This window comes from Dyadobacter sp. CY261 (assembly GCF_021440085.1).
In the GTDB taxonomy this organism is placed as follows: domain Bacteria; phylum Bacteroidota; class Bacteroidia; order Cytophagales; family Spirosomataceae; genus Dyadobacter.
Genome location: NZ_JAKCPW010000032.1, coordinates 1 through 23,003, shown reverse-complemented (window position 1 = coordinate 23,003; position 23,003 = coordinate 1). Strand labels below are relative to the sequence as shown.

The 23,003-nt window shown below is 46.1% G+C and carries 19 protein-coding genes and 1 rRNA gene; 19 read left to right on the top strand and 1 reads right to left on the bottom strand.

Going from position 1 to position 23,003, the window contains the following annotated elements; translation table 11 throughout:
• The 17 genes from LZD49_RS34505 to LZD49_RS34425 all read left to right on the top strand — a co-directional run.
• A partial coding sequence (locus LZD49_RS34505; protein ID WP_234673071.1) for a hypothetical protein occupies positions 1-312 on the top strand: 312 nt, incomplete at its 5' end.
• Positions 313-423: 111 nt separating this feature from the next.
• Positions 424-1,845, top strand: a complete 1,422-nt coding sequence (locus LZD49_RS34500; protein WP_234673070.1) for an anthranilate synthase component I family protein — start codon at positions 424-426, stop codon at positions 1,843-1,845.
• Positions 1,846-1,869: 24 nt separating this feature from the next.
• On the top strand, positions 1,870-2,436 hold the full coding sequence (locus tag LZD49_RS34495) for an aminodeoxychorismate/anthranilate synthase component II (RefSeq protein WP_234673069.1): 567 nt from the start codon (positions 1,870-1,872) through the stop codon (positions 2,434-2,436).
• Positions 2,437-2,492: 56 nt separating this feature from the next.
• Positions 2,493-3,482, top strand: a complete 990-nt coding sequence (trpD, locus tag LZD49_RS34490) for an anthranilate phosphoribosyltransferase (protein ID WP_234673068.1) — start codon at positions 2,493-2,495, stop codon at positions 3,480-3,482.
• 52 nt (positions 3,483-3,534) lie between these two features.
• Positions 3,535-4,353 (top strand): indole-3-glycerol phosphate synthase TrpC, encoded by an 819-nt coding sequence (gene trpC / locus LZD49_RS34485; protein ID WP_234673067.1) that lies wholly within the window; start codon positions 3,535-3,537, stop codon positions 4,351-4,353.
• Positions 4,350-5,000: a phosphoribosylanthranilate isomerase gene (locus tag LZD49_RS34480; RefSeq protein WP_234673066.1), complete on the top strand. Its 651-nt coding sequence runs from the start codon at positions 4,350-4,352 to the stop codon at positions 4,998-5,000. The genes trpC and LZD49_RS34480 overlap by 4 nt, the downstream gene beginning before the upstream one ends.
• A gap of 5 nt (positions 5,001-5,005) precedes the next feature.
• A complete protein-coding gene (trpB, locus tag LZD49_RS34475) occupies positions 5,006-6,205 on the top strand; it encodes a tryptophan synthase subunit beta (RefSeq protein ID WP_234673065.1) in 1,200 nt (399 codons plus the stop codon).
• A gap of 21 nt (positions 6,206-6,226) precedes the next feature.
• Positions 6,227-6,427 carry a hypothetical protein gene (locus LZD49_RS34470; RefSeq protein WP_015813244.1) on the top strand — a complete coding sequence of 67 codons (201 nt, stop codon included), beginning with the start codon at positions 6,227-6,229 and terminating at the stop codon, positions 6,425-6,427.
• Between the two features lie 68 nt (positions 6,428-6,495).
• Positions 6,496-6,852 carry a Dabb family protein gene (locus tag LZD49_RS34465; protein ID WP_234673074.1) on the top strand — a complete coding sequence of 119 codons (357 nt, stop codon included), beginning with the start codon at positions 6,496-6,498 and terminating at the stop codon, positions 6,850-6,852.
• Positions 6,849-7,673, top strand: coding sequence for a tryptophan synthase subunit alpha (gene trpA / locus LZD49_RS34460; protein WP_234673063.1), 825 nt, complete (start codon positions 6,849-6,851; stop codon positions 7,671-7,673). Before LZD49_RS34465 ends, trpA begins: the two co-directional genes overlap by 4 nt.
• A gap of 98 nt (positions 7,674-7,771) precedes the next feature.
• A complete protein-coding gene (locus LZD49_RS34455) occupies positions 7,772-8,512 on the top strand; it encodes an outer membrane beta-barrel protein (RefSeq protein ID WP_234673060.1) in 741 nt (246 codons plus the stop codon).
• A gap of 211 nt (positions 8,513-8,723) precedes the next feature.
• The gene (locus tag LZD49_RS34450) at positions 8,724-12,044 is read left to right on the top strand and encodes a DUF4175 family protein (protein ID WP_234673072.1); all 3,321 of its coding nucleotides are present in this window, start codon (positions 8,724-8,726) and stop codon (positions 12,042-12,044) included.
• Between the two features lie 193 nt (positions 12,045-12,237).
• A complete protein-coding gene (ybeY, locus tag LZD49_RS34445) occupies positions 12,238-12,651 on the top strand; it encodes an rRNA maturation RNase YbeY (protein ID WP_234673058.1) in 414 nt (137 codons plus the stop codon).
• Between the two features lie 54 nt (positions 12,652-12,705).
• Positions 12,706-14,568, top strand: a complete 1,863-nt coding sequence (mnmG, locus tag LZD49_RS34440; RefSeq protein ID WP_234673056.1) for a tRNA uridine-5-carboxymethylaminomethyl(34) synthesis enzyme MnmG — start codon at positions 12,706-12,708, stop codon at positions 14,566-14,568.
• Positions 14,568-15,470, top strand: coding sequence for a class I SAM-dependent methyltransferase (locus LZD49_RS34435; protein ID WP_234673054.1), 903 nt, complete (start codon positions 14,568-14,570; stop codon positions 15,468-15,470). The genes mnmG and LZD49_RS34435 overlap by 1 nt, the downstream gene beginning before the upstream one ends.
• 68 nt (positions 15,471-15,538) lie before the next feature.
• Complete coding sequence (locus LZD49_RS34430) at positions 15,539-17,155, top strand: Ig-like domain-containing domain (RefSeq protein WP_234673052.1); 1,617 nt, start codon at positions 15,539-15,541, stop codon at positions 17,153-17,155.
• A 434-nt stretch (positions 17,156-17,589) separates the two neighbouring features.
• Positions 17,590-19,401 (top strand): tetratricopeptide repeat protein, encoded by a 1,812-nt coding sequence (locus tag LZD49_RS34425; RefSeq protein ID WP_234673050.1) that lies wholly within the window; start codon positions 17,590-17,592, stop codon positions 19,399-19,401.
• Between the two features lie 132 nt (positions 19,402-19,533).
• Here the strand turns inward: LZD49_RS34425 and thrC are convergent, their stop codons facing one another.
• Positions 19,534-20,841: a threonine synthase gene (gene thrC, locus LZD49_RS34420; protein ID WP_234673047.1), complete on the bottom strand. Its 1,308-nt coding sequence runs from the start codon at positions 20,839-20,841 to the stop codon at positions 19,534-19,536.
• A 198-nt stretch (positions 20,842-21,039) separates the two neighbouring features.
• Between thrC and pruA the strand changes: the two genes are divergently transcribed.
• Both pruA and LZD49_RS34410 read left to right on the top strand, forming a co-directional pair.
• On the top strand, positions 21,040-22,671 hold the full coding sequence (gene pruA, locus LZD49_RS34415; protein WP_234673045.1) for an L-glutamate gamma-semialdehyde dehydrogenase: 1,632 nt from the start codon (positions 21,040-21,042) through the stop codon (positions 22,669-22,671).
• 247 nt (positions 22,672-22,918) lie between these two features.
• Positions 22,919-23,003: ribosomal RNA gene (locus tag LZD49_RS34410) — 16S ribosomal RNA — on the top strand; the annotation flags it as partial.

The window sequence follows — 23,003 nt, the reverse complement described above, 5'->3', positions numbered from 1 at the left end:
GATGATACTTGGATCAAACCTGGTAAAGTAGGTAGCCGCCACAATTTTAACAAACAAAAAGCATCCCCTCAAAAGGATGCTTTTTGCGTTTATAGGCTGTCACAATGGCAGTCTTTAAAATTAGACAACCAAGGTACCACCGCTCTCCTAGACCCATTGCCCATTAAACGCTCTTGCAAATTCTTGCAGAAATATTTTGCGGAATACTGCAGCAATTATTCTTTTTCCTATATTTGTGATACAAACTGTCGCAAGGCAATATTCAATTATGAAATTATTCAATACTATTTGGTGGTGGCGTACCCGTCCTAACAAGATGGATAAGTAGGCTATTGCATGGTATAGAATCAAAATATACATTCATACGGCTCGCTGTTCATCTGACAGCGAGCCGTTTTTTTTATACACTTTACATTACCGCAAATGGAAACCCTGAACAAGACTTATCCGATTACCACACACCACAAAAAGCTCCTCGCCGACACCTTGACACCGGTTTCAATTTACCTGAAACTTAGAGACCGCTTCGTCAATACAGTGCTCCTGGAGAGCTCGGATTACCACGGCAATGAAAACTCATTCACATACATATGCTGTGATCCGATCGCCTCATTCAAACTGAACAACGGCACAGTTAGCCAGAAGTTTCCCGACAATACAGAAGTTAATTTCGAGCTGACGAACCGCAAGGATGCAGTTCAGGCACTATACGGCTTCGCGCAGAGTTTCAAATCCGAAAAAAGTAAGTTCCCCTTCATTACAAACGGCTTGTTTGGCCATATGACCTATGACGCGGTGACCTATTTCGAAGACATTGAAATCCAGCCAGCCAGCCCAGAAACGGAAATCGACCAGATATTCTACCAGGTTTACAAATACGTGATCGCCATCAACCATTTCAAGAATGAGCTTTACATTTTTGAACATCACTATGGCGATACAACAGAAGAAAGCGGCATCGATCAGATCGAAGTGCTGATCAAAAACCGGAATTTCCCACAATACGGTTTCGGCATTACCTCCGATGAAACATCGAACGTTACCGACGACGAAATGCGAAAAGTGATCCAAAAAGGGATCGATCACTGTCTCAGAGGCGACGTTTTTCAGATCGTACCTTCCCGCAGGTTCAGCCGCAAGTTTCAGGGCGATGAATTCAACGTCTACCGCGCATTGCGCTCAATCAATCCTTCGCCTTACCTCTTCTATTTCGACTACGGCAATTACAAGATATTCGGTTCTTCTCCTGAAAAACAGATATTCATCAAGAATGGCCAGGCCGAAATCCACCCCATTGCAGGCACATTCCGCCGCACCGGAGATGATCAGGCCGATGCAGAAGCTGCCCAAAACCTGCTTAACGACCCAAAAGAAACCGCTGAGCACGTGATGTTAGTCGATCTGGCACGTAATGACCTTAGCCGGAGTTGCGATGCCGTGAAAGTCACGAATTACAAGGAGGTACAATACTACTCCCACGTAATCCACCTGGTATCGAAGGTTGTAGGCCAGATGAATAGGGGTGTGAACCCGCTACAACTAGTAGCCGACACTTTCCCAGCAGGCACATTGTCGGGCGCGCCAAAGCATAATGCCATGAAACTGATCGACCAGATGGAGACCAGCAACCGCAGCATTTACGGAGGTGCCATCGGTTTTATGGATTTCAACGGCGATTTCAACCATGCGATCGCGATCCGGACTTTCCTCAGCAAGGACAATACGCTTTTTTTCCGTGCGGGAATGGGTGTCGTGGCCAAATCCAACGTCGAAAGCGAGTTGCAGGAAATTAACAGCAAGCTGGCGGCACTACGCCAGGCCATTCAGGTAGCAGAAGGAATCTAAAAACGATTTGAAATTTACCGACCAATGAAAATATTAGTTCTCGACAATTACGATTCTTTCACCTACAATCTCGTGTACATCCTTCGGGAGTTGCACGATCAGGTAGATATTTACCGGAACGACAAAATCGCCTTGGAAGCGGTCAAAGATTATGATAAGATCCTGCTTTCCCCCGGACCCGGCATTCCTTCCGAGGCCGGCATTATGCACGAAGTTATCCGCGAATACGGGCCAACCAAAAGCATTCTAGGCATTTGCCTTGGACATCAGGGAATAGGGGAGGTTTACGGCGCTACACTCGAAAACATGACCGACGTGCTGCACGGCATTGCCGATACCGCCATTGTAACCGACACCAGCGACCGCATATTCAAAGGTTTGCCTTCCCAGATCAAAGTCGGCCGGTATCATTCCTGGACAGTGATTCCCGAAACATTTACCGATGACCTTACCATTACCGCCGTGGACGAACAGGGCCGCGTAATGGGGCTTTCTCATAAGAAATATGATGTTAAAGGCCTGCAATTCCACCCCGAGTCGGTACTGACCGAGCACGGAAAAGAAATGCTGCAAAACTGGTTGCAAATCTGACCTCCTTATTGAAATAACACCACCTTACCCAATGACATTTAGCTTTTGAAATTACAATGAAACACATTCTTAGCCATCTTTTTGAATATAAAGTTCTTGACAAAACACAAGCCAAAGACGTTTTAATGGGCATCGGTACCGGCAAATATTCCAACTCCGAAATAGCCTCATTTTTAACCACCTACGCAATGAGAAGCATTACAGTGGAAGAGCTTGAAGGCTTTCGCGACGGCTTGCTTGAATTGTGCCTTTCCGTGGATTTATCGGCTTACGACCCTATCGACGTGTGCGGAACGGGGGGCGATGGCAAGGATACATTCAATATTTCGACGTTGTCGTGTTTTGTGGTGGCAGGAGCGGGTCAAAAAGTGGCGAAGCATGGTAATCACGGCGTGTCATCCATGTGCGGGTCGTCGACGGTACTGGAGTACCTGGGTGCAAAGTTTACTAATGACAGGGATTACCTTGAAAGAAAGATCGACCAGGCAGGTGTATGCTTTTTGCATGCCCCTCTTTTTCACCCGGCTATGAAGAATGTGGCTCCGGTCCGAAAGGAATTGGGGGTAAAAACGTTCTTCAATATGCTCGGCCCGATGGTGAATCCGGTATCGCCGAAAAAACAGCTTGTGGGCGTATTTAGTCTTGAATTAGCGCGTCTTTTTGCTTATCTTTACCAACAAACGGATAAGCAATTTCTGGTTCTTCACGCATTAGACGGCTACGACGAAGTGTCATTGACAGGTGCTTTTAAAATTATTACCGCTCGGTCCGAGCAAGTACTTACTCCCTCTCATCTAGGGCTTCAAACATTGCGCGCCGGCGATTTATCCGGCGGCGAAACGGTGGAAGATTCGGCCCGGATTTTCATGAATGTTTTGAATGATAACGCGACGTCGTCGCAGAAGCAGGCGGTGCTGGCCAATGCAGCTATGGCGCTTTACTGTGCCAATCCGGCATTATCTCTGACCGACGCTGTGGAAACGGCCCGGGAATCACTCGAAAGCAAAAAAGCATTGCAGGCTTTTAAAAAATTAATCGAAGAATAATTTGTGGGGAAGCATTTCTCCCTTTAGATAATTGCAGTTACAGCATTTTTAGATGAATATTTTAGAAAAAATTATCGCCCGTAAGCAGCAAGAAATCAGCGAATCGAAAAAAATACGATCCATTTCCGACCTGGAAAAGGAGCCGTTGTTCGCGCGAAAAACTTCTTCGCTGGCAAGCGCTTTAAGATCATCTGCCACACCCCGCATTATCTCAGAATTCAAAAGAAAATCACCTTCCAAAGGCGTTATCAACGGCAATGTGCTTCCTGAAATCGTGACAAACGATTACGTAAATGCAGGGGCCGTGGGACTTTCCGTACTCACAGATCTCGACTTTTTCGGCGGCTCGTTTGCCGATTTCCTCAAAGCAAGGGACACCAACCCGCATATTCCCATGCTCAGAAAAGATTTCATCGTAGACGAATACCAGCTTTTCGAGGCCAAATCCATCGGTGCGGACGTGATCTTACTAATCGCAGCATGCCTTACTGCGTCGGAAATCGGGACATTAAGCAAGAGAGCCCATGATCTCGGGCTGGAAGTGCTGCTGGAAGTCCATAATGCAGAAGAATTGGCTGTAAGTGTAGGTGAGGATATCGATATCGTCGGCGTCAATAACCGTAATTTAAAAACTTTTGAAACCTCCATTGAAACCTCGATCGAGCTCAGCGAGTTGATCCCGGATCAGTTTGTGAAGATCTCCGAGAGCGGGCTAAAAGATGCCGAAACCATTCTCAGGCTATTCCAATATGGCTACAAGGGCTTTTTGATAGGAGAAACATTTATGAAAACTGTAAACCCCGGAGCCGCACTTGCAGGTTTGCAACAAAACTTAACTCAACATAGCAATTTAAATCCTCTGGTTCTATGAAAATTAAAGTTTGCGGATTGCGCCAGCAAAACAACATTGAGCAGGTTGTAGCCTTACAACCCAATTTTATAGGGTTTATTTTCTATGACAAGTCGCCGCGTTTTGTAGGTGAGGAATTGAATGAAGAGTATATCCGGAGCATTCCCAAGAACATTAAAAAAGTGGGTGTGTTTGTGAACGCAAACCCTGGCCACATTTTGAATATGGTCAAAAAATATGACCTGCAATATGCGCAGCTGCATGGGAATGAAATGCCGGATATCTGCCGAAGCATCCGTCAGAAAGGCGTGAGCGTGATCAAAGCATTCTCCATCGATGAGAAGTTCAACTTTGCGATGCTTAACAATTACAAGTCGTTCTGTGACCTGTTTCTGTTTGATACCAAAGGCGCAAACCCGGGCGGTAACGGAACGGCTTTCGATTGGAAGTTGCTAGGTAAATATGATAATGAGAAGCCATTTCTTCTCAGCGGAGGCGTAGGTTTGGACAACATCGAGGAGATCATCACATTATCCAAAACCCTTCCGATTTACGGCATCGACGTCAACAGCAAGTTCGAGATCGAGCCGGGCATTAAGGATATACCCAAGCTGGAAGAGTTGTTTAATTTAGTTCGTGTAAAAGAGCAAGAAGAAGCGGAAGCTTAATTTTTATGGAATCAATTGCAGAAAAGAAGTCGTATCAGGTAAATGACCGCGGTTACTATGGAACTTTCGGTGGGGCGTTCATTCCCGAAATGCTATACCCGAATGTAGAAGAACTGCGTGAAAACTACCTACAAGTAATCGCAGACCCTTCTTTTCAAAAAGAATTCAACGATTTACTACGTCATTACGTAGGTCGACCTACACCGCTATACCGCGCGAACCGGCTTTCTGAAAAATACAAAACCAATATTTTCCTCAAAAGGGAAGACCTCTGCCACACCGGCGCACACAAGGTAAACAACACCATCGGGCAAATCCTGATGGCGCAGCGCCTGGGCAAAAAGCGCATCGTAGCTGAAACTGGTGCCGGACAACACGGCGTTGCCACTGCTACCGTATGCGCGTTGATGAACCTGGAATGCATCGTGTATATGGGCGCACTCGACATTGAGCGCCAGGCACCTAACGTGGCGCGCATGAAAATGCTCGGCGCGGAAGTACGCCCGGCTACCTGTGGGTCGAGAACGCTGAAAGATGCCACCAATGAGGCGATGCGCCATTGGATAAATAATCCGGTCGATACACATTATATTATCGGCTCGGTGGTAGGTCCGCATCCTTATCCTGACATGGTAGCGCGTTTCCAATCCGTTATTTCGGAGGAAATTCGTTGGCAGTTGAAAGAACATATCGGTAAAGAAACGCCCGATTATGTGGTTGCCTGCGTTGGCGGCGGCAGCAATGCAGCAGGTGCATTTTACCACTTCCTCGACGAAGAAAACGTTAAACTCGTAGCTGTTGAAGCAGCGGGAATGGGGCTTACCACTGGACATTCCGCGGCTACTACCGCGTTGGGCAAGCCCGGCGTGCTTCACGGCAGCCGCACGATCCTGATGCAAACCGAAGATGGCCAAGTGGTGGAACCATTTTCTATCTCCGCCGGGTTGGATTACCCGGGTATCGGCCCCCAGCACGCATGGCTTTTTGAAAGCGGGCGCGGAGCGTTCCTTTCGGCTACCGACGATGAAGCAGTGCAAGCAGCGTTCGAGCTGACCCGTAATGAAGGCATTATCCCCGCATTGGAATCATCGCACGCATTGGCCATCTTGGGCCGTCTGGGTGCTTCCGAGCACGAAACAGTGGTTGTTAACCTCTCGGGCCGCGGTGATAAGGATATGGGCACTTATATGAAATATATTGATTAATTCTCATCTCAATACAATCACATGGCTACATTGACTCTCCCTGAGGTTTTCGATCTACGTTTGAAGATCCAGGAACTGGAAGCGAAGGTAAACTCAGGTGAACTATCGCTCTTCGAACGGTGCGATATGGAAGACGAAATCCTTGAAATGAAAGAAAAACTCGGCGAGTTCGATCGTCTGAAATTCAGCGACGAAGGCGAATGCCTCAACTGCTCGGCCTAGGCCTGTACCCAGATCACCTTAATTCATAACACCATATGCATAGATTCAAACTTTTTTTGCTTGCTTCCATGGTCCTTTTCAGCACCATGTCGTTTGTTTCACCATCAAATCCACCTAAAAAAATGCTGCGTCACGTTGTTCTTTTCAAATTCAAGGATTCTGCAACGCCCGCGCAAATAAAGGAAGTGGAAGATGCTTTCAGAAAGCTTCCTTCCAAAGTAAAAGAGGTAAAGGGATTTGAATGGGGTACCAACAACAGCCCCGAAGGATTGGCACAGGGCTTCACACACATTTTTTTCGTAAGCTTCGAAAGCGAAGCAGCACGTGAAGTATACCTGCCGCATCCTGAACACAAAGCATTCGTAAAAGTCCTGGAACCTACCCTGGACAAAGTATTAGTTGTTGACTACTGGACACAGGAATGAACCGCATTGTAAGCCTTTTTCAGAATTTTAATCAAAACACCGACAGCTCCGGACTATCCAGTCGGGGACTGCTGAACGTATATTTTACGGCCGGCTTCCCGGAATTGAACGATACCACACGCGTTCTGAAAGCATTGCAGGATGGCGGAGCCGACCTGGTCGAGATCGGAATGCCTTATTCGGACCCCGTGGCCGACGGCGAGACGATCCAGCAAAGCAATGACCGCGCCCTGGAAAATGGCATGTCCGTACGCATTTTGTTCGATCAGCTGAAAGATATGCGTGAAACAGTTTCTGTGCCTGTACTGCTGATGGGTTATATCAATCCGGTTTTGCAATATGGTATCGAAGCGTTCTGTGCTAAATGCGCCGAAGTCGGAGTCGATGGGCTTATTCTACCCGATATGCCGATGGATGTGTACCTCAACGAATACAAATCTATTTTCGACACGCACGGGTTGCTGAATATCTTCCTTGTAACGCCGCAGACCTCGGAAACCCGCATCAGGCAGATCGACGAAGTGAGTGAAGGTTTTATCTACACCGTTTCCTCGGCGAGCGTCACCGGTTCGAAATCCGGCGTTAGCGGCGATATGGAAGCGTACTTTGAAAAACTCGATGCGATGAAGCTTCGTAATCCGCGTTTGATTGGTTTTGGCATCAAAGACCACGACACATTTGCGAAAGCTTCGAGCCATGCCGCCGGTGCTATTATCGGTAGCGCGTTCATCCGTGTATTGCATCAAAGTACTGACCTCGAACACGACGTAATTGCTTTCGTTAAGAATGTAAAAAATTCATCTGAGGCAATTCCTGCATAATTCGCCGCGCAGCGGCCGATTATATTTTTCTTCAGGCATCAATTTTGTACAAACAATCCGACCCCGGGTTGTTTGTTTTTTATATACTAACGTCGCCTATGAAAACCGCTCTTTGCGCATTGATCATTCTGATATGCAGCGCGTACGTACCCGCATTAGCGCAGCTGAATTTCGACGTCGAGGGTGGGCTCATACTTGGCACCAGCTACAATAAAGTGCAAATTCCCAGCGGAAGTGGTACCCGTGTGAATCTGCCAGAGCAACTTGATCTTGACAGGAGCGCGTTTTATCGCATTCGTGCAGGCTACCGGATTGGTAATCGTCACAACATCTCCGCGCTCTTCGCACCGTTGACCATCCACTACCGCGGGGCACTCTCACAAAACACCAATTTCAATAATTCCAACTTTATTTCCGGGCAGCCGCTGAATGTAGATTACAAATTCAATTCCTACCGGCTGACTTACCGCTACGATTTTTTTGCGAACGGGAAGTGGAGGGTAGGGGCGGGGCTTACAGCCAAGATCCGCGACGCCGACATTCGTTTCAAGAGCGAGTATGCCGATACGCATTATGACAACCTAGGCTTCGTACCGCTCATTAATTTCTACGCTTCCTGGAAACCGGCTTATCACTGGAGTCTCATTTTGGAGGGTGACGCATTGGCGGCTAAGCAGGGACGTGCGGAGGACATCTTTGGTGGGGTTGCCTACAATTTCAATAACACTATCGCGATCAAGCTTGGCTACCGCATGCTCGAAGGGGGGGCTGGCAATGACAAGATCTACAATTTCAACTGGATCAACTACGCTTCGGCAGGTTTGCTTATTTCTCTATGATTTAAAAATCCGGTGTGGCGACACCCGGTGCGGCGACACCCGGTGTGACAATACCTGGATTTTTAGATATTTTCCGGGTAAATGCGGTAGGAATTCGCTATATTTCTTTGTTTTTAGCACGTGTAGGCATTCGGTAATTTTTACGCGGCGGATGCGTTATAAAAACTTCACAGTTTATACCTAGACCACTATGGCTCCTTTCACTACCTCAATGGAAGGCCTGTTGCTCCGCATTCAGGAATACCGTCAGAAATATTATCAAAACCAGTTGCTCAAAGGCGCGATCTTTTCGATAGCCTTGTTGCTGACTGTCTTTTTGTTTTTCAATACAATCGAATATTTCGGGCGTTTCAGCTCGGTGGTGCGCGGGATGCTGTTTTTTGGCTTTTTGGCCGTGCTGGTATTTTCTTTTGTCCAATGGGTTGTCCAGCCGTTAATCCATTTGTATGGTTTGAGAAGACCACTTTCCGACGAACAGGCTGCATTGCAGATCGGGCAGTACTTCCCAGAGGTAGGGGATAAACTGGTAAATACGCTGCAACTCCGAAACCTGACGGGCACGCAATCGGATTTAATTGAGGCCAGTATCCGGCAGAAGTCCAGCCAGCTGCTCATCGTCCGCTTTTCTGATGCCATCCGCTTTAATGAGAACAAAAAGAGGCTTAAATATGCGATTTATCCACTGGCTGCTATTGCGGTGATTTTGCTTTTTAATCCCGCCTTCTTTTCGTCAAGCTCCGACCGCATTATCCATTTCCGAAAAAATTATACCTACGCACCGTTCACTTTTGAACTGCAAAACAAGAGTTTGAAGGCATTTCGAAATGAGGATTTTACATTAAAACTGACCCTTAAAGGCGATGCTTTGCCATCCGCAGTTTACCTTGTGCAGAATGGCACACGTTTCAAACTAACCCAGGAAAGTGCCAAGGATTTTTCCTACACTTTCAAAAACTTGCAACGCGACGTCGCATTTTCATTCGACGCGGCCGGTTATGCTTCGGACGAATACCGCATTACATTGAACGAACGGCCGTCGCTGTTGTCATTTGATGTAAACCTGCATTATCCAGCGTATCTAAACAAACCTTCCGAAGGGCTGAACAATGTAGGAAACCTCTCGGTACCGGAAGGCACTACCATCGAATGGAATTTCAATACATCTTCCACCAAAGCACTGGCGATCAAATTCGAGAACGATTCCGCATTTTACAAAGCCAAAGAAAATAATGGCGACCATTTCGAGATTCGTCGAACGGTGCGGAAATCGGCTCAATACCAGGTTTATCTGAAAAACGATGAAACAACCAATTCCGACAAGATAGGCTATTTCATCAACGTCATTCCGGATAAATACCCCGTGATGAACGTCGAAAATTTCCAGGATACGACATTGTATAATTACCTCGTAATGGGCGGCTCGATCAGCGATGATTACGGGTTTTCACAGCTAAAAATGTTCTATTCTGTCAAACGCGTCAATGAGGATGCGGCTTCGAAGCCGAAAAGCATTCCCATTCCATTTAATAAAACTGTCAATACGCAGAGCTTTTTCTTCCAGTGGTATGTCGACAGCCTCAAACTCGCGCCAGGAGATAAGATCGAATACTACGCCCAGGTTTGGGATAATGACGGCGTGAATGGCGCAAAAAGTGCCCGATCGCGCTCCATCCAGTTTACGGTTCCATCCAAAGATCAGTTGGAAGTTGAGGTGAAGAAATCCGAACAGGAAACCGAGAACCAGATGCAATCTGCCATGAAAAAGGCGCAGAGCCTGCAAAAGGACATTGACAATCTGGAGAATCGACTTAAAAGCAACAAGGAACTCGATTTCAAAGAGCAGAAACAAATCGAAGAAGTATTACGTAAGCGCGAGGACCTGATGAAGGAGCTCGAAGCATTGAAGGAAAAGCATCAGAATGCGAATGAAAAGGCGCGTCAATTCAACCAGCAAAGCCCCGAGTTACAGGCGAAGATCGAGCAACTGCAAAAGCTGATGAACGATCTGATGGATGAGGATACGGAAAAGCTCTACAAAGAGCTTAAAAAGCTTTTGGAACAAAAACAGAGCGAACGGATGTCCACAATGCTTGAAAAACTCCGCAATAAAGAAAACAACCTCGAAAAAGAATTGGAAAGAACCATGAAGCTCTTCAAGCAAATGCAGATGGAGCAGAAAATGGAAAACCTCGCCGAAAAATTGAACGACCTGGCTGATAAGGAAGATGAGCTCGCCGACAAATCTGAGCAGAACGACAAGAATAAAAACGGCGACGATAAAAAAGGCAAAAACGAAGACCTGAAAAAACAGCAGGAACAGATCCAAGGGGACTTCAAAAAAGCCCAGGAAAACAGCAAGGAGCTGGAAGAAATGGCGATGGAGCTGGAACAGCAACTCGACACCAAGGAAGACGAGCAAAAAAACGCTTCTGAGCAAATGGAACAAAGCAAGCAGCAGCTTGATAAGCAACAGAACCAGAAAGCGTCTCAGTCGCAAAAAAACGCGGCAAAATCGATGAAGAAAATGGCGCAGTCTATGCAGGAACAAATGGAGTCGGCAGAAATGGAGCAAATGCAGGAAAACCTTGATGCATTGCGCGACATTCTCGAAAACCTGATCACATTATCCTTCGATCAGGAGACGTTGATGAAAGACTTCCGTGGCGTGAGCTTACAAGACCCACGTTTTGTTAAACTCGGCCAGCAGCAACTGAAATTGAAAGACGATGCGAAGATCGTCGAAGACAGCCTGTACGCGCTGGCCAACCGCGTGGTGCAGATCCAATCGTTCATTACCCGCGAGCTGAACGATATGAAATCGTACATGAACGAAAGCGTCAAAAGCATTAAAGACCGCCAGATCAATGTCGCGACCTCTAAGCAGCAATTTGCCATGACTTCCATGAACAACCTAGCATTAATGCTGAGCGACGTCTTTAACCAAATGCAGCAGCAAATGGCGATGGCCATGCCCGGTGCTGGCAAAGGCAAAAAGGGTAAGCAGAAAGGCGAACAGAAAGGCATGGGCGAAATGCAGGAGCAACTAAACGGTCAAATGAAACAACTCGGCCAGGGCAAGGAAGGGCAGGGCAACCAATCGGAGCAACTCGCCAGAATGGCCGCACAGCAAGCCGCGATCCGCAAGATGATCCAGCAGTTGATGGAATCCCAGAAAGGCACTGAACAAGGCAAGCAAATGGGGAAGGAGCTGCAGGAGATCACCGACAAGATGGAGGAAACCGAAACCGACCTTGTCAACAAACGTGTGACGCCAGAGCTTATCAAACGCAACCAGGAAATCACGACCCGCCTACTCGAATCTGAAAGGGCTATGAAGGAGCAGGACGAAGACGAGCAACGCAAAGCCCAAAGTGCGAAGCAACAACCGAAGCAACCGCCGGCAGCATTTGAAAAATATATCCGCGAGAAAGAGAAACAAACTGAACTGCTCCGCACGATACCACCAACATTCTCACCATTCTACAAGCGAGAGGTAGACACCTACTTCCGTAAATACCAGGCCAAGAACTGATCACACACCCGATTTGTTGGGATAGGGTGGGGATAGCGTTAACTCTTTTTAACAGGGGCTTACAGACGCTATTCCCTGCTTTTCATGTTCTTATCCGTATACTTCGTAAGTTTGTAAATTATTTACGGTCAAATATTTAAATATCATGCACGCCGGCTCTGCTCAGGCGGTTATGGGTGTGCAATCATCAAACATGGTTAGTTTCTTCTCAGAAGATGTTGATTTTAAGGTAGTTAATCCGCTAAAAACTAAAAAATGGATCAAAAACGCCTCAATTTCAGAAGGTTATGAGTTGTCCCAACTGAATTACATATTCTGTTCGGACGAGTACCTGCTCGAAATCAATAAGGAGTATCTCGATCACGACTATTTCACGGACATCATTACGTTTGACAATAGTGAGGAAGACAATCAGTTGGAAGGGGATATTTACATTAGTGTAGACAGGGTACGTGATAATGCAGCTACGTTCCACACCGATTTTGATACAGAAATGCGTCGTGTGCTCATTCACGGGCTTCTCCACCTCGCGGGGTATGGAGACTCGAGTGAAGCGCTTAAAACGGCCATGAGAGCTAAAGAAGATGAATATCTTAGGTCGTTCTAGTTAATTTCCACGTGGAACACTTTAATTAAAGTGGTTTAACAAGTGAGTAAAAATATGTTTCAGGAATATGACGTGATAGTGGTGGGCGCAGGCCATGCAGGTTGCGAAGCCGCCGCCGCCGCGGCGACAATGGGCTCGTCTGTACTGCTAATCACAATGAATATGCACACCATTGCACAGATGTCGTGCAATCCCGCAATGGGTGGCGTAGCGAAGGGGCAAATCGTTCGGGAGATAGACGCACTTGGCGGACAGTCTGGAATTGTTTCCGACAAAACGATGATCCAGTTCCGGATGCTGAATCTCTCGAAAGGCCCAGCCATGTGGAGCCCCCGATGTCAAAGCGACCGCGTACGTTTCGCGGAAGAATGGCGATCTATCCTTGAGAATAATCCCAAAGTTGATTTCTGGCAAGACACAGCGAAGAACATCATCGTCGAAGATGGTAAGGCATGCGGCGTAATAACCAGCCTAGGAATCGAAATCCGGTCGAAGTCTGTCGTTCTTACAAACGGCACTTTCTTGAACGGACTTATCCATATCGGCGAAAAAAACTTCGGCGGTGGACGTACCGGCGAAAAGTCGGCGACAGGCCTAACCGAACAACTTGTATCTCTCGGCTTTGAAGCAGGGCGCATGAAAACCGGAACGCCCCCGCGCGTGGACGGACGCTCACTCGACTATTCAAAAATGGAAGAACAACCTGGCGATGAAAATCCAGCTAAATTCTCTTACACCGACACCAAGCCGCTTGCAAAACAACGCAGCTGCTGGATTACCTACACCAACCAGGAAGTGCACGACGTTCTGAAAACCGGCTTTGAAAAATCGCCTATGTTTTCTGGACGCATTAAGGGCCTTGGTCCGCGATACTGCCCCTCGGTAGAAGACAAGATCAACCGCTTCGCCGATAAGGACCGTCATCAGATTTTCGTAGAACCGGAAGGGTGGGATACTGTAGAAGTTTATGTAAATGGCTTCTCAACCTCCCTACCGGAAGACGTCCAGTACGCCGCACTCCGAAAAATTCCTGGCTTCGAGAATGCCAAGATGTTCCGCCCTGGCTACGCGATTGAATACGACTATTTCCCGCCAACTCAACTTAAATCCACGCTTGAAACGCACTTGGTAAAAAATCTGTTTTTCGCGGGGCAGATCAATGGCACCACCGGCTACGAGGAAGCAGCTTGCCAGGGACTCATGGCCGGCATCAATGCACACCGAAATGTGAACGATCTCGATCCATTCGTTTTGAAAAGATCAGAAGCATACATCGGCGTGCTCATCGACGACCTCATTAACAAAGGCACCGAAGAGCCTTACCGAATGTTCACTTCCCGCGCAGAATACCGGACATTATTGCGCCAGGATAATGCTGATTTAAGGCTTACTGAAAAAGGTTATGAGATAGGCTTAGCAAGTCACGAAAGAGTCGAGAGGGTGCGTATAAAGAAACGTGAAACAGAAGAGATCATCGCGAAGCTAAGCGCTACCAAACTGACGCCCGACGAGATTAATTCCGATTTAGAAGTAATAGGCACAGCGCCGATCCGTGAAAAAATTTCAATCGCACAATTGCTGAGAAGACCGCAAATCTCGATCAACCAACTGCTCGAAGCAAGTCCGACCGTGACCGAATTACTTGCCGAATACGCAAATGACTCGATACAACAGGCGGAAATCAACCTAAAATACGACAGCTACATAGAGAAAGAAATGCTGCTCGTGGAGAAAATGAACAAGCTGGAAAACTTGATGATCGTGGATAATTTCAATTATGACGTCGTCACTTCCATGTCCTTCGAGGGTCGTGAAAAACTGAAACGAACACGTCCTTCCACGATTGGCCAGGCTTCACGCATCAGCGGTGTCAGCCCTTCGGATATATCTGTTTTAATGCTTTACATAGGCCGCTAATGTCTTTAGAAACGCTCGAAAAATGCCCGGTATGTCAACAATCCAGTTTCAGCAATTATCTGAATGTGGAAGACCATACCGTTTCGCACAAAGAATTCACAATCCAGCAATGCAATTCCTGCTATTTTCTGTTCACCAATCCGCGTCCGTCGGAAGAGCAGATTGGTGCATTTTATGAGTCGCAGGACTATATTTCTCATCACGACGAAGCCAAAGATCTGATGAGTAAAGTATACACTTCTGTAAGAAATCACACGGTTGAACAGAAGGTAAAATTGATCAATAGCCTAATTCCAACGAAGGGGACTTTACTCGATATTGGTTGTGGAACCGGCGCTTTCTTGGGAGCCGTGAAGCAAAATGGCTGGAAAACTTTTGGTACCGAACCCGACTCCGGAGCACGTGAAGTAGCATCAAAAAGGGTAGGGGCTACGGTATTTGAAAACATCGCTGAGGATACATTGCGAGCGCAGCAGTACGATATTATTACAATGTGGCACGTCCTGGAACACGTCCACAAATTGAATGAAACCATAGAATGGGTTGAAAGGCAGCTCAAGCCCAACGGACGGATCATCATTGCAGTACCCAATCCACAATCTTTTGATGCTGCAAAATACGGTCGCTTTTGGGCCGCTTACGACGTTCCACGGCATTTGTACCATTTCACCCGCGCTACCATGAAAAATCTCATGCACAGGCACGGATTGACCGTCAAAAAAATACTCCCAATGTGGTTCGATTCCTTCTATGTGAGTATGCTTAGCACAAAATACAAGAACAAAAAAATGAATATGGTCGACAGCGCATTAACCGGTTTACAGTCCAATCTGAAAGGCCGGTCTGGCAGCGATAAAGAATTGAATACTTCCAGTCTGATTTACATTATCTCGAAAAACTGATCAGTTTTAATACATCAAACGGCCCTCAATACCCCACTGTATTGGGGGCTTTTTAAATTCATCTGACAATGCTTAGAATAATTGCATTTGCCCTGCTCTTCCTGTTTCTTTTCGAGCGCTGCGCTCAGCAGGTCCCACCTACGGGAGGGAAAAGAGACTCCATTCCCCCTAACCTTGTGGAGAGCAATCCGCTCAACAAAACACTCAACTTTAAAGGGAAAAAAATCGAACTGTTCTTTGATGAATATGTAGTAGTCGACAATATTAACCAGAAACTGGTGATAACACCCGAGGCAGACAATCCCTACTCTTACAAACCGAACGGCATGTCGGTGTCGTTAACATTCAAAAATCAATTCAAAGACAGTACTACCTACACATTGAATTTTGGCGATGCGATCAAAGATTTCGCAGAAAAGAACCCAGCAAAAAACCTGAAACTTGTATTCAGTACCGGCAGTTCGCTCGACTCTGGACGCGTCTATGGGACACTCAAAGACATTCGTACCAACAAGCCCATTTTCGATGCGCTGGTAGGACTTTATAATGTCAGCGACACGCTCAATATCGCCAAACAAAAGCCTTACTATTTCTCGCGAACCGACAGTAGCGGAGTCTTTTCAATCGAAAATATTCAGACAAGACAATACAAACTTATCGCCATCGACGATAAAAACCGCAACATGCTGTACAATGCAAAAGACGAAAGGATGGGCTTTTTCGGCAAAACGATCACTGCCGGCACCGACTCCGCCGCCTACCAACTCAATATGTACTTGTCGGATAACACCCTGTTGAAGGTCCAACGAACGCTACCGAAGGTCAATAATTACGCTGTCGTTTTCAGCAAACCAATCGAGAGCGTGGAAGTCACGTTTATGAACAAAGACACGCTTCCATATATGCTCGAACCCAACGGTACAAATCTCAAGTTTTTCAACGTGGAGCCACATTCCGATACTACTTTGGTAAAACTAAAAACCGTAGATTCATTGGGTACAAGTAGCGAATTTGAGCAGAAAATTGCATTTCAAGCGCAACGCGGCAAACAACGTCAACTCGATCCGATGTCGCTCACAACATTGCCGGAAGCTAATAAGCCGGTGACCAACACCTTCACCTATAAGCTCATTCTGAATAAGCCAATACGCGCAATTGACGACCAGAAAATCGCAATAATTTCTGACAGCCTCACGCACGAACCTTTGAGCACGTTTAAATGGCGCTGGAACAAAAACCACAATATCCTCACCATCGACGCAAAATCCTTTGCAAAAGACACCGTGAAATTTGACATTCCAAAAGGATCTATCATCAGCGTCGAAGGCGACACATTGCCTAAAACATTGCTTAAGCACCCAATGTTAAACGAAGAGGATTTTGGAGTAATCCGTGGTCGTGTTACAAATGCAGACACATCAGTCCATTTCATTCTGGACTTGGTGGATGAGCAATACAAAGTGATCGAAACACTTCATGAATCACCCTATACTTTCAAGAACATTCCTCAGGGAAAATATTTTCTGCGCATTACAATTGACAAAAACCGCAACAAAAGGTGGGACACGGGTCAGATGGACAAGAGTCTTCAGCCAGAACCTATCTATTACTTGCCGGATAAGATACTTCTCAAGGCGAATTTCGAGCTGAATGATATCAACATCGCGATTCCTGAAGAAAAATAACGGCTTTTTTGTCTACAGTCTGTGGATAACTATGTGAATAACCCGGAAAATTTGTTGGTAAGAGGGTCTAAAATGTGAATAAGCTTGTGGATAACCCCTATTATGTGTGGATAAAAAACCGATTTTTGACCTGCAGTGGATAATCGATAACTAAACCAGAGTTAACAGTACGTTGATCCACTTTAGAAACTGTGGATAACAAAAATAGTCAGCTAAAGGTATTTACCCACATTCATATGTGTACAGAATATTTCCTAACTTGTATTTCAGCAACTTAAATGTTGATTTCAAAAAACGCTACAGTGGATAACTCCCTTAAGTTATTCACAATTTGTGGATAACTATGTTAATCTACAGTGGACAAGATACTTATTCACAAATCCACAGCCCTAATGAATGATAATAACTAAAGGAAAAAGATTTTTTTATCTATTATGAAAAAGGTTTCGAGCTGTTTGATGATAGGATTTCTGCTTTCCGGGGCCGTGGCGGCGTTTGGGCAGGGGGAGCGGGAGATGGCCGAGGAATACTTCAAAAACGGGGATTGTCCAAAGGCACTTACTTACTACTCTTCTTTCCTCAAAAATTCGTTTGAGAAGATTTCGCTTAAGAATTATACAAGCTGCATTGTGAAGAACAAGGCTTGGGGCGATGGCGAACAGTTTTTCAAGAAGCAGATCAAAGGCGACGCCAATAATGCGCCGTGGTATTATCTCAACTGGGGCATTATGCTTGAGAACCAGGGCAAAGCCGTGGAGGCCTCCAAAAGGTATGAGCAGGTCATTACCGCATCCGGTGCAAGAACAGAGCTTAAACGTGATCTGGCGGACGAATTCCGGGCTAATAACCAGTCTGAATGGGCCAAGAATATTTTGTTGGAAGCCAGGGAGGGCGCTAAACGCTACGACATTTTTCAGTTGGAGCTAGCTAGCGTTTACCGTGATCTGAACCAGCCTGAGAAAATGATTGACGAGCTGCTTTCATACGGTATGCGTTATCAGAATACCGAGGTGGTGCAGAATATGCTTCAGGACTTCATGAAAGACGAGAAGGAGCAAGCATTGCTGGAAAAAGTCTTGTATGACAAGATCCAGAAATTTCCGAACGAAGGCTTTTATAATGAATTGCTGATCTGGTACCAGGTCCAGCGCAAGGATTTTTACAAGGCATTTATTCAGGAACGCTCCCTGGACCGCCGTTTCAAACACAATGGATCGCGTCTGTATAACCTGGGAATGCTCGCACTGCAGAATCTCGATTATTCGAATGCAGGTACGATCTTCGACCATTTGGTGAAAGAATATCCGAAAGGCCAGCTCTATCCTGTCGCCCGTAGAATGGCTATTTTCGCACGGGAAGAACAGGTAAAGAATACCTATCCTGTAAAGCGTAGCGAGGTGCAGAAGCTTCTAGGCCAATACCAGCAGTTGGTTGACGAGCTGGGCGTGAATGTCCGCACGATCGAAGCACTACGGAATATGGCTATTTTGAATGCCTTTTATATGGATGACTTCAAAAAAGCCATTGAAATATTGCAGACAGCTATCGATGCCGGTAAGGCCGAGAAGAATTTTGTAGATAAATGCAAGCTCGATCTCGGAGATATTTACCTCCTGCAAGGCGAACCTTGGGAAGCGACGCTGGTATATTCACAGGTTGAAAAGTCACAAAAGGACGATGTGCTAGGCTACGAAGCGAAGCTCCGGAATGCAAAGCTGCATTATTTCAAAGGTGAGTTCGAACTTGCCAAAGCAGTTCTGGACATCTTGAAAAAAGCGACAACCCGCGAGATTGCCAACGATGCCAATGAGCTGTCACTCCTTATCATGGATAATACCGGCCTTGATAGCACCGAGGCTGCGATGAAAGCTTATTCTTCTGTGGAGTTACAGTTATTCCAAAACAAAAAGTTCGAGGCGATCGATTCTTTGAAACAACTTTATAAAAGATACGAAAGCCATAGTCTGGCCGACGAGATTCTCTGGCTGACCGCTAAGACCTACATTAAGCTCGATAGCAATAGACAGGCGATGGACGACTTGAAATTGTTGTATTCCAAATTTGGCCATGACCTCTATGGCGACGATGCGCTCTTTGCGATGGCGAAGCTCTACCAGGACAAACTCAATGACAAAGATCAGTCCATGAAGTTATACCAGGAGCTGATGGAAAAATATCCCGGCAGCATTTTTGTCGCCGAGTCGAGAAAGCGTTTTCGCATTTTGCGAGGCGATGTGATCAACTAGAGAAATTTTTGCAGAAATAGAAAAAGGCCCCGGAGTTTGTCGCTCCGGGGCCTTTTAGGTTTTCGAATTTACGAGCCGATACCTGCATTCAGGTAAATACTGAAATCTCAGGCGGTATAAAATTCGTTAAATCTATTTTAACCCACTCATTAATAGTGATTTGAAATCCAAAAATTGCGGTTTCATTTTAATCGAAACTTTTTCAATATCGAGCAAGGATTTCAGCCTGGCAGGCACATCTATACTTTTTCCAAGTGTTTCTTCTACGAGGTCAATAAATTTCGCCGGATGGGCGGTTGAAAGGAAGACTCCGATAAAATCGCCGTTGGTTTTTTTGCGGTACTCCTGCAGGCCCCGGTAAGCAACTGCGGTGTGCGGACACATTACGTAGTTGGCGTTGCCGAAAACTTCCCGCATCGATTTTTGTATCTGCTCATTAGTATAAAAAGCGCCGGAGATTTTTTCCGTCACCAATTTCCAGTCATCGTTAAAAAATCTGGTCAGCCGCACAAAGTTGCTCGGGCTGCCGACGTCCATCGCATTCGAAATCGTTTCGATGGAAGGAACGGGTTCGTAGGCTCCGGACTCAAGATAACGGGGTACCGCGTTGTTTACATTGGTAGCTGCTATAAAATGTTCGACAGGCAGACCCATTCGGTAGGCGAGAAGCCCTGCACTTAGGTTACCGAAATTTCCACTTGGCACTGAGATCACCAATGGCTTCCCAAACTTCTTCAATTGCGCATAAGCCGCGAAGTAATAGAAAGATTGTGGAATGAGCCGGGCTATATTAATGGAGTTGGCTGAGGCAAGGTTATATTTTGCACTGAGTTCAGGATCGAGAAATGCCTCCTTAACAAGCCGTTGACAATCGTCGAATGTTCCGTCCACTTCAATGGCAGTCACATTGTGTCCCAGGCTGGTCAATTGTTTTTCCTGAATATCGCTTACTTTTCCGCTCGGGTAAAGAATAGTAACAGTGATGCCAGGCACTTTATAAAATCCCTGTGCGACCGCGCCGCCGGTATCTCCGGAGGTTGCTACCAGGATGCGGATTTCTTTGTTGGAGCGCTGCAAAAAATGAGACATGATTGCAGCCATGAACCGCGCGCCAAAGTCCTTAAAAGCCATGGATGGGCCATGAAACAGTTCAAGAACATAGTCATTAGGAGTAATCTTGACGACCGGTGCCTCGAAGTCATACGCATGATCGATGATGGATTCAATTTCGCTTCTTGTAATTTCACTGCCCAAAAGTGTGTCGGCGACCTCGATAGCGACCTCTTTGAAGGTTTTGTTTTCAATATCTGCCAAAAATTCCTTTGAAATAGTGGGAATAGATTCTGGCATATAGAGACCATTGTCAGGAGGAAGGCTGTTAAAAATAGCTTCTTCCAGCGATGCTTTCAGTTCGGCGGTCTTGGTACTGTAGAATATCATTTTGTATGATTGATCCGGAAATTGGAGTGCAAATTTAACGAAAATCCCAGCAGGTCACTCACTTTGAAAACTTTAAATGGACTTTATGAAGTGAACAGCGCACGGGTACGCTGCTAGAAAAGGGTTGCAGGGATCGTACAGCAAGATATTTTTGTTCAGAAATCACAGATATTAAATCAATAAAATAAACCAGATAATATGTCGATAGGAATTTTCAACGTGCCGGCTCTTAGGAACGAACCGGTAAAAAGTTACGCACCAGGAAGTCCGGAACGCGAAGAGCTTAAAAAAGCGATTGCAGAAGCGCGGTCTAAAACCGTTGACATCCCGCAGTATATAGGGGGAGAAGAAATCTATTCGCAGCATAAAAAAGTGGTATCGCCGCCGCATGATCACCAGCATATCCTGGGGTATTTTCATGAAGGGACTAAGGAAGATGTTTTCAAAGCAATAGACGCGGCTTTGGAAGCCAGAAATGCCTGGGCTACACTTACATGGGAGCAACGCGCCGCGATATTCCTGAAAGCCGCGGACCTGATCGCCGGCCCATACCGTGCCGAAATGAATGCGGCGACGATGCTAGGCCAGTCCAAAAACGCCTATCAGGCGGAGATTGACTCAGCCTGTGAAATCATTGATTTTCTGAGGCTTAATGTCAACTTTATGCGGGGAATATATGAAGAACAGCCGGTGTCATCTGAAGGCGTCTGGAACCGGATGGAATACCGTCCGCTGGAAGGTTTTATCTTCGCGATCACGCCATTTAATTTTACAGCGATTGCTGGAAACCTGCCCGCTGCACCCGCATTAATGGGTAATGTAGTGATCTGGAAACCGGCATTCACACAGGTTTACGCGGCGAATGTGATTATGAAGGTTTTTAAGGAGGCAGGGCTACCGGATGGCGTAATAAATATGGTGTTGGTCGATGGCCCGGTTGCCGGCGACGTAATCTTCCGGCATGAGGATTTTTCGGGAGTACATTTTACAGGTAGTACCAAGGTGTTTCAGACTATCTGGAAAACAATCGGCGACAATATCTCTACATATAAGACATTCCCAAGGATCGTAGGAGAGACAGGGGGCAAGGACTTTGTACTGGCACACAAATCCGCCAATGCAAAGGAAGTAGCCACTGGCCTAGTAAGAGGCGCATTCGAATATCAGGGGCAAAAATGTTCGGCAGCTTCCAGGGCTTATATTCCTTCGAATTTGTGGGAAGAGGTTAAACAGCTGATGCTCGCGGATCTTGCAGAGATTAACATGGGGGGTGTTGAAGACTTTTCAAACTTCATCAACGCGGTCATAGATGAAAAATCGTTTGACAAGATTGCTTCCTATATAGAAGGCGCAAAGAATAGCAGCGATACGGAAATTGTCGCAGGAGGCACGTTTGACAAATCTAAGGGGTATTTCGTAGCACCAACTGTTATTCGCGCCTTTAAACCGGATTATGTGACACTGTGCGAGGAAATCTTCGGGCCTGTGCTTACTATATATGTATATGATGAAAATGAGTTTGAACAGATTATCCCGATCATTGACGACACTTCACCTTATGCGTTAACGGGCGCTGTATTCTCGAAGGACCGCTATGCGATCGAATATGCGACAAGACATTTGGTCAATGCAGCGGGTAACTTTTATATTAATGACAAACCAACCGGAGCGGTTGTAGGGCAGCAGCCATTTGGTGGAGCGCGCGCATCGGGTACAAATGATAAGGCCGGATCAGTTTTAAACCTGCTTCGCTGGGTATCGCCCCGTGCCATCAAAGAAACGCTGGTTTCACCGAAAGACTATAAATATCCCTTCCTTTCGGGTGAATAATTGCACAATGCTTCTGAATATTTTGAATAGTTGAAGAACTTTCAAAAAAATGGAGATTTTTCTTTCCCCAGTATTGCAGTTGAAAAAATCTTTTCTACCTTTGCAATCCCAATCGCAAACGACGCGAGAGACAAGAAGAAAAGAAAGTGCGATTGGCCCTGTTCTTTGACATGATGAGATAAACCAAAAGAGTAAGAAAAACTCGTTTGAATAGAATCAAGGCTACTTATGTAGCAAAACAAAATTTACAATGGAGAGTTTGATCCTGGCTCAGGATGAACGCTAGCGGCAGGCTTAATACATGCAAGGCGAAGGGGCAGCAATGTCACTGT